At 70.7% G+C, this 7,666-nt stretch carries 8 protein-coding genes; 4 read left to right on the top strand and 4 right to left on the bottom strand.

Annotation, left to right across the window (positions count from 1 at the left end):
- The first annotated feature begins 70 nt into the window (after positions 1 to 70).
- A complete protein-coding gene (locus ASC99_RS24440) occupies positions 71 to 1,885 on the top strand; it encodes a cellulase family glycosylhydrolase (protein WP_057235699.1) in 1,815 nt (604 codons plus the stop codon).
- A 153-nt stretch (positions 1,886 to 2,038) separates the two neighbouring features.
- Here ASC99_RS24440 and ASC99_RS24435 read toward each other — a convergent pair whose 3' ends face one another.
- The gene (locus tag ASC99_RS24435; protein ID WP_157531716.1) at positions 2,039 to 2,653 is read right to left on the bottom strand and encodes a hypothetical protein; all 615 of its coding nucleotides are present in this window, start codon (positions 2,651 to 2,653) and stop codon (positions 2,039 to 2,041) included.
- Positions 2,654 to 3,038: 385 nt separating this feature from the next.
- Here ASC99_RS24435 and ASC99_RS24430 point away from each other — a divergent pair, with 385 nt between their 5' ends.
- Positions 3,039 to 4,271 carry a serine hydrolase gene (locus ASC99_RS24430; RefSeq protein WP_057235806.1) on the top strand — a complete coding sequence of 411 codons (1,233 nt, stop codon included), beginning with the start codon at positions 3,039 to 3,041 and terminating at the stop codon, positions 4,269 to 4,271.
- A 3-nt stretch (positions 4,272 to 4,274) separates the two neighbouring features.
- Here the strand turns inward: ASC99_RS24430 and ASC99_RS24425 are convergent, their stop codons facing one another.
- A complete protein-coding gene (locus ASC99_RS24425; protein WP_057235693.1) occupies positions 4,275 to 5,237 on the bottom strand; it encodes a MerR family transcriptional regulator in 963 nt (320 codons plus the stop codon).
- 39 nt (positions 5,238 to 5,276) lie between these two features.
- Here ASC99_RS24425 and ASC99_RS24420 point away from each other — a divergent pair, with 39 nt between their 5' ends.
- On the top strand, positions 5,277 to 5,978 hold the full coding sequence (locus ASC99_RS24420) for a 2-phosphosulfolactate phosphatase (protein ID WP_057235691.1): 702 nt from the start codon (positions 5,277 to 5,279) through the stop codon (positions 5,976 to 5,978).
- A gap of 31 nt (positions 5,979 to 6,009) precedes the next feature.
- Here ASC99_RS24420 and ASC99_RS24415 read toward each other — a convergent pair whose 3' ends face one another.
- Both ASC99_RS24415 and ASC99_RS24410 read right to left on the bottom strand, forming a co-directional pair.
- Positions 6,010 to 6,354 carry a hypothetical protein gene (locus ASC99_RS24415; protein WP_057235688.1) on the bottom strand — a complete coding sequence of 115 codons (345 nt, stop codon included), beginning with the start codon at positions 6,352 to 6,354 and terminating at the stop codon, positions 6,010 to 6,012.
- A gap of 108 nt (positions 6,355 to 6,462) precedes the next feature.
- Entirely contained in the window at positions 6,463 to 6,915 is a 453-nt protein-coding gene (locus tag ASC99_RS24410; RefSeq protein WP_057235686.1) for a hypothetical protein, read from the bottom strand.
- A gap of 95 nt (positions 6,916 to 7,010) precedes the next feature.
- On the opposite strand from ASC99_RS24410, the gene ASC99_RS24405 reads away from it, so the two are divergent.
- A partial coding sequence (locus tag ASC99_RS24405; protein ID WP_235583110.1) for an LLM class flavin-dependent oxidoreductase occupies positions 7,011 to 7,666 on the top strand: 656 nt, incomplete at its 3' end.

The raw sequence follows: 7,666 nt of genomic DNA, 5'->3' as shown, positions 1-7,666 counted from the left end.
CCAGCCCTCCCGCACCGTGGGAGCGCTCCCACTCCGCATTTGCCGGGCCGTACCAGAGAGGACCAGCGACGTGCTCCACCCCGTACGCCGCCTGCGCGATGCCCTGTTGACCATCGCCCTCGCGTCGACCGCACTCATCGCCCCCGGCACCGCCGCCCAGGCCACTTCCCAGGCCACCACACCCACCACCAGCGTCTCCGCCGCCGGTGCCACCGGCTCCGGCTACTGGCACACCAGCGGCCGGCAGCTCCTCGACGACGGCAACCGCCCCGTCCGGATCGCCGGTATCAACTGGTTCGGCTTCGAGACCGCCAACTACGTCCCGCACGGGCTCTGGTCCCGGGACTACAAGAGCATGATCGACCAGATCAAGTCGCTCGGCTACAACACCATCCGGCTGCCCTACAGCGACGACCTCTTCAGCGGCACCTCGCCGGTCAGCCTCAACACCTCGGGCGGCATGAACGCCGACCTTCAAGGGCTGAACTCACTCCAGGTGATGGACAAGATCGTCGACCAGGCCGCAGCAACCGGTCTCAAGGTGATCCTCGACCGCCACCGCCCGGACTCCAGCGGGCAGTCGGCGCTCTGGTACACCGCCGCCGTGCCCGAGTCCGCCTGGATCAGCCACCTCACCAGCCTGGCCACCCGGTACGCGGGCAAGCCCGCCGTGATCGGCATCGACCTGCACAACGAGCCGCACGACCCGGCCTGTTGGGGCTGCGGCGACCCTGCCCTCGACTGGCGCCTCGCCGCCGAACGGGCCGGCAACGCGGTGCTCGCCGCCAACCCGCAGCTGCTGGTCTTCGTCGAGGGCAACCAGACCTTCAACGGCAGCTCGTACTGGTGGGGCGGCAACCTCCAGGGCGCCGGTCAGTACCCAGTCCGGCTGAACGTGGCCGACCGGCTGGTCTACTCCGTGCACGACTACGCGACCAGCGTGGCCCAGCAGAGCTGGTTCAGCGACCCGTCCTTCCCGGCCAACATGCCGGGCGTCTGGGACCGCAACTGGGGCTACCTGTTCCAGCAGAACATCGCACCGGTGTGGGTCGGCGAGTTCGGCACCACCCTGCAGTCCACCGTCGACCAGAAGTGGCTGAAGGCGCTGGTGCAGTACCTGCGGCCGACGGCCCAGTACGGCGCGGACAGCATCAGCTGGACGTTCTGGTCCTGGAACCCCAACTCCGGTGACACCGGCGGAATCCTGAACGACGACTGGACCACCGTCAACACCACCAAGGACGCCTACCTGGCAGACGTCAAGGCCCCCGGCTTCGGCCCGGTCGGCGGCGGTGGCGGCGACGTGCAAGCACCGTCCGCACCCGCCGGGCTCGCCGTCACCGGCAGCACCGCGAGCACGGTCTCGCTCTCCTGGACTCCCTCTACCGACAACGTCGGCGTCACCGGGTACGACATCTACCGTGGCGCGACCCTGGCCGGTACGGCGACCGGCACCTCGTACACCGACCCCGGCCTGACCGCCGCCACCACGTACTCCTACACCGTGCGGGCCAGGGACGCGGCCGGCAACGTCTCGACCGCCTCCACCGCCGTCAGCGCCACCACGGGCGGCAGCGGCGGCGGCAGCGCGGGCTGCACGGCGGGGTGGCACCTGGACAACCAGTGGACCCCCGGCTTCACCGCGACCGTCACGGTGTCCGCCACCACTGCCACCAAGTCCTGGACCGTACGCTGGACTTGGCCGAACGGCCAGCAGCTCACCAGCTCCTGGAGCGCCACCACCCAGCAGACCGCAAGCTCGGTCACCGCAACCAACCTGACGTACAACGGCACACTGACACCCGGCAGTTCGACCTCCTTCGGCCTACAGGGCACCTGGACGGGCGCCAACACGGCCCCGACGCTCACCTGCACGGCCGCCTGACCTTCCGCCACCCGGTGGCGGGGCAATTCCCCGCCCCGCCACCGTCTCCCCATCCGTACTGGCCTGGTGGCTCAGCCTGAGGCCAGGCTCGCGGCTCTCCCTGATCCGGCCTCAGGTCCACCCGACCAGGCGCTCGCCGAGTCGCTGTTCAGGCTACTGCGGAATGGCCCACGTCGCGGCCCTGGGGGCGCCGTTGGGACCCCAGATCGCCACGAGCGGTCGACTGTCGGGGTTGCCCAGGAACTCGATGGTGCCCTCCTTGCACTCGCCGGGCTTGAGGAAGAGGGTTTTGGTCGGGAAGGCCTTCTCGGGGTCGGGGTTACGCACGTTCTGCGTGTCGACGTCACCATCGGGTCGCAGGAGCGCGAAGAACTGTCGGTTGACGGCGACGGGAGCTCCGTCCTTGTTGCAGACGCGAACCCTCAGTTGGTCGTACCGGAGCCTCGCGTCCGTCGAGCCGGTCGTCGGCTTGTACTGTTCGTAGGCCAGCACTGCCGTGGTGCCGGTGGCCTTGGCGCCGTTGCCTCGGGTGCTGGTCCACTGCCACGGCTGGCCGAGTGCCAACGGCGTGGCAGGCGGTGCCGTATAGGTGATGTCGGCGAGGCCTTCCCACTCGTCACCGGACGGCTCGTCAACTGGGGCCCGCTTCACCGTTGGGCTGTCGGACCCGCCCGCGTCACCAGAGCTGCCGGCGCTGTTGGAACCGCTACACGCGACCAGGACAGCGCAGAGCACGCCGGCGGTCAGGAAAACAGTGGTGCTGCGCATGGCGCCCCCCAGAAAGTCGTACAAGTGAACGGATCTTAACCGCCCTGCGCCACCGGGCCGGAGGCACCGGTGGACCGCTGACAGAGGCAGGACCACCAGCTCGCCGGCCGGGCCCAGGCTGCCACTTGCCTCAGTGCCCACCAGCCGAGCTCCGCCAATCAAACTGACGTGGAGGAAGGCCTTCCGGCTGTGTTCGTCATACCTGACCAGTACGACCGGTGCCCCGGCCACCAGCAGTTCCGGCGCGCATCGCTCACCCTGACATCCGTCAGAGACCGTACCCGGTGAACGGCCTGACTGTCCGTGCCGTCCTGATGGGTGACGTTTCGTGCGGGTCGGCGGCCACCAGGCCGGCGTCCGGATCCTCCCGACCGATACTGCCGACATGACAGCCACCCGTCCGACGCCGCTGCTGCGCCTCGCCGCGGTCACCGCCGTCACCGCGCTCCTCGTGCTCGGTTCCCCCGTCACCACCACCGGCGCCGCAGCGAGCGACGGCAGCCACCGCCGACCCTGCGTCAGTTCCCCGGTGCCCGACGGCGGCCCCGCTCCGGACGTCCTTCGGATCGCCGAGCAGGCCAAGGCGGAGCTGGGCCTCAAGTCCGTGATCCTGCGGGTCACCGACCACGGCCACGAGGTCGTCACCGCCGCGCTCGGCGAGTCGATGACGAGTGTCCCGGCCGACCCCGCCATGCACTTCAGGAACGGCAACATCGCGATCAGCTACCTGGCCACGGCGCTCCTGCGACTGGTCGACGAGGGCACGGTCGGCCTGGACGATCCGGTCGCCCGGTGGCTGCCCGACCTGCGGCACGGCGACCGGATCACCCTGCGGATGCTCGCCGACTCCACCTCAGGACTGGTCGACTACGTCACCGCCTCCGGCTTCTCCGAGGCCGTCCTCGCCGACCCGTTCCGCCACTGGACGGCCGAGGAGCTGGTGGCCATCTCGACCGGCAAGGACCAGTGGTACGACCCGGGGACCAACTGGAGCTACTCGCACGCCAACTTCGTCCTCCTCGGCACCGCCCTGGAGAAGATCACCGGGACTCCGCTGGACGTCCTGCTCCAGCAGAAGATCATGGGCCCGCTGGGCCTGACCGAGACCCGCAACAGCTTCACGCCCGACATCCCGGCACCCGTGCTGCACGCCTTCACCGCCGATCGCGGGACGTACGAGGAGTCCAGCTTCTGGAACCCCTCGTGGACCACCGCCCCCGGCGCGGTGCAGACCACCGACATCTGCGACCTGGCCCGCTCGGCCGCCGCCATCGGCTCGGGCGAGCTGCTCTCCCCGAACTCCTACCGGGAGTTGCTGAACCCGGGGACGGTGGGCCTGGGCCACCCGACCGAGAAGTGCCCGGAGACGGTCTGCCTGCCGCAGACCGAAGCCACCCACTACGGGATGGGCCTGCTCGTCCTGAACGACTGGGTCTCCCAACACCCGTTGTTCTTCGGCTACTCCGCCTCCCAGAACTACCTCCCGTGCGACCACCTGGCGATCGCCGTCTCAACCACCGACGGCCCCCACGCCCCGGGCGGCCACAGCGCCCACACGATCGCCCAGCGGATCGCCGCCGCCCTCGCCCCGGGCCACCCCATCCCCGACTTCGGCTGAACCTCACCGGTCGGCAGACGGGTCCGGCCCGCCGTCGGCCCCGGCCCGCAGAGCCTCGATGAACCAGTCGAACACGGGCCCGAGGCTCGGCGGGACGGGCCAGCCGTTGATGATGGCGAGGAGGTGCCAATAGCGTTCCGTGCGCCGGTCGTTGGCCGTTTCCAGGCGCGTCAGCAGCCAGTCGCGCAGGGCACTGTCGTCCGCACGGCCGAACGCCTGGGCATAGCGCGCGGTCAGGCCGTCGACGACGGCACCGGCCGCTGCGGAGGACGGGGCGACACCAGCGTCCAGGGCATCGCCGACCCGGTCGCGGACGGCTTCGGTGAGGTCGTGGTGCAGGCCGGTGGTGTCGCCCTGGGCGCGCTCGTTCGCCTGGTGCTCGGCCATCCGGCGCACCGAGGCGCGGAAGTCCGGGTCCTGGGTGAGTTCGGCGAGCTCCACCCAGGCGTGCACCTGCTCGATCTCGGGGTCGTCGGGCAGCTCGGGCATCGCCGAGCGCATCATGACCAGGAAGTCGGGGTTGGCCTCCAGGCTGCCGAAGGTGTCGTCGATGAAGTCGTTGACGAGGCGCCGACGTTCGTCGTCGGAGAGCTTCGCGAGCTTGTGCATGAGATCTGTCTCCTCGGGAGTGGAGCCCCGCTTGGCCACCGCCCGGAGCACCGCGCGCCGCAGCCGAAGGGTGCGGATCTGCACCTCCAGTGCGTCGGCATGGGCCGCCGCGACCTCGGGCACCGAGATCTGTCGGTCCAACACCTGTCGGATGACGGCGAGTTCCACTCCCAGGTCGCGGAGGGTACGCACCAGATCCAGGCGGGCGAGCGCCGTGCTGTCGTAGAGCCGGTAGCCGGCCGGGCTTCGATCGGTCGACGGCACGATCCCGGTGTCGGAGTAGAACCGAATGGTCTTGACCGTCAGTCCGGTCCGGCGCGCCAGCGCGCCGATCGTGAAGAGTCCGCCGTCGTCCATGCCCCCACCTTGGCGTCTCCCCATGCGGGAGACTCAAGCATGGACTCTCGTTTTCTCGGCATAGCCGAACTGACCGAAACCCCGTCCGTGGCGGTCGTGATCGACGTCATGCGTGCCTACACCGTGGCTGCCTGGGCCTTCGCCCGGGGAGCGGAGAAGATCGTGCTGGCCGAGTCGCTGGACGAAGCCCTGGCCCTCAAGGCCCGCCACCCGGATTGGGTGGCGCTCAAGGACGGTCCGCCCGCGCCCGGCTTCGACCTGGTCAACTCGCCCGGCCTGCTGCGCTCTGCCGACCTCGGCGGACGGACCGTTGTGCAGAAGACCACGGCAGGGACGGTCGGCGCCCTCGCCGTCAAGGACGCGTCGCTGGTGCTGTGCGCAGGCTTCGTGGTGGCGGAGGCAACGGCTCGGCTCCTGCGGACATGCGGGAGTGACAGTGTCACGTTCGTGGTGACCGGCGAGGACGGGCAGGCCGAGGAGGATCTGGCGTGTGCTCAGTACATCGCTCGGAGGGCCACCGAGGCTGTGACGGATGCTGCCGGGTTCGTCCGCCGCGCCGCCGAGTCCCGTGCCGCCACCGAGTTGGCGGAGGGAGTGCGCCAGGGAGTCCACCCTGACGACATCGCGCTCTGTCTTGAGGTCGACCGGTTCCCCTTCGCCATGGTGGCGACCTTGGAGGGCTCGCTCATGGTCCTGCGTCCACGCGCGGTGCCTTCACCGGCTGACGGAGACCCGGCCTGATCGCCGGCCGGCGTGCGAGAGCGAGGCCCTGTCAGGACAGTTGCTCGCGCGCCTGGCTCAGCGCCGAGGCGAACCCGGCCGCCACCTCCACCGGGTCGGTGCCCTGGGCCTCGACCTCGGTGTAGCCGCGCGGCTGCCGCTCGATCCGGATCCGGCAGGGTAGCGCGGTGTAGGAGCCGGACTCGAACTCCCAGCGCAGCCGCTGCCCGGCCCACTCCCCGCTGAGCGAACCGTCCTGCTCGACCGTGGCCAGCAGGTAGTGGACGGTCCGGCAGTCCGGTACGTGGTCCCAGACCGGGCTCGGGCCGGCCCAAGTTCCACAGCGCGGTGATCTCGTCGGCGATCGCCCGGGTCGCGACGCGCAGGGTGTGGACACCCGCCCGGAGGACGTACCCGGGCTCGGGCTCCGCCCCCGGGGCCGTGGGGCTCTGCGGGTTGTCGGTCACGCTCTGATCCTCCCTCAGAAATGCGGTCGGCCTGCTGTTCAGCTCGCCGTCGTCCCGCCCGGGCGCACCCCGTCGACGACGAGCGCCAGCAGCCGACCGGCCTCGGCCGCGCCGTCCGGATCGTGCTCGGTGGCCAGCGCGATGGCTCCGACCAGCTTGAGCAGCTGGACGACGGTGACCTCGGGGCGCACCGCGCGGACCTGCTGCGCCCGCGTGAGCAGCTCGCCCCCGGCGTTCACGATCATCGCGTGGCAGGTCTCCCCCAGCGTCGGGTCACCTGCGCCGGTACCGGGCATCAACGCTGCCCCGAGGCCCCTGTTGGTCGCGGCGTGTGCGCCGACGGCGTGCAGCCAGCCGACCAGTGCGTCTCCCGGCTCGGACTCGGCGGCCAGCTCGGTGGCCTTGGCGCAGAGGGTCTCCAGGTCGTGGTTGCGCCGCGCGTCGGCGCGCAGGGGCCGCTTCGGCGCTTGCGCGGTGACGTCCTGGGACACGGGAGCTCCTGACGGCTTGCCAACCGGGGTGGTCCTCCATATCGTACCGACAGTGGAAACGGGGGGCCACCCCAGTTACTGCTCCGGGAGAGACAGTGGACAGCAACGGAAGGCCCGAGCTCGGGCGGATCGGGATCTGGGCGGGCGAACTCGACGACTGCACGGCCGCCGACGCCCGCGAGGCGGTGACCGCGATCGAGGACCTCGGCTTCGGCACCCTGTGGTTCCCCGAGACCGCCGGACGCGAGGCGATGGCCCAGGCCGCGATGTTGCTGTCGCAGACCCGGCGGATCGTGGTGGCGGCCGGCGCTGCGGACATCTACGCGCGCGACGCCGTCACAACGGCCGCCGCGCAGCGCACACTTGAGGAAGCCTTCCCCGGGCGCTTCCTGCTCGGGCTCTGGGACAGCCACCCCAGCTTGGCCGAACAGGTCCGCGGCCACCGTTTCGGTCCCCCGCTGCCCACCATGCGCGCCTACCTCGACGCCCTGGACGCCGCACCGTTCGGACCGCCCGGCACCGCGCCCTCGCCCCATCGGGTACTGGCGGCCCTCGACCCCGGCATGATCGCTCTCGCAGCCGAACAGGCCTGGGGCGGCAACGTGTTGGGCATGCCGGTCGAGCACACCCGCACCGCCAGGGCCCTCCTAGGCCCCACGGCGCTGCTCGCCGTCACGCAACTCTGCGTGCTCGGCCCGGACCGCGCAAGCACCGCCGAAGCCGCCCGCAGCACCACCGTCGCGGCACTTGC

The organism is Kitasatospora sp. Root107 (genome assembly GCF_001424875.1).
Taxonomy (GTDB): Bacteria; Actinomycetota; Actinomycetes; order Streptomycetales; family Streptomycetaceae; genus Kitasatospora.
This window is presented reverse-complemented; position numbering and strand designations above follow the sequence as displayed.

Bases quoted from the DNA above. Each gene is read 5' to 3' on its own strand.
- ASC99_RS24435 (WP_157531716.1), bottom strand. From the start codon at position 2,653: ATGCGCAGCACCACTGTTTTCCTGACCGCCGGCGTGCTCTGCGCTGTC.
- ASC99_RS24430 (WP_057235806.1), top strand. From the start codon at position 3,039: ATGACAGCCACCCGTCCGACGCCGCTGCTGCGCCTCGCCGCGGTCACC.
- ASC99_RS24425 (WP_057235693.1), bottom strand. From the start codon at position 5,237: ATGGACGACGGCGGACTCTTCACGATCGGCGCGCTGGCGCGCCGGACC.
- ASC99_RS24420 (WP_057235691.1), top strand. From the start codon at position 5,277: ATGGACTCTCGTTTTCTCGGCATAGCCGAACTGACCGAAACCCCGTCC.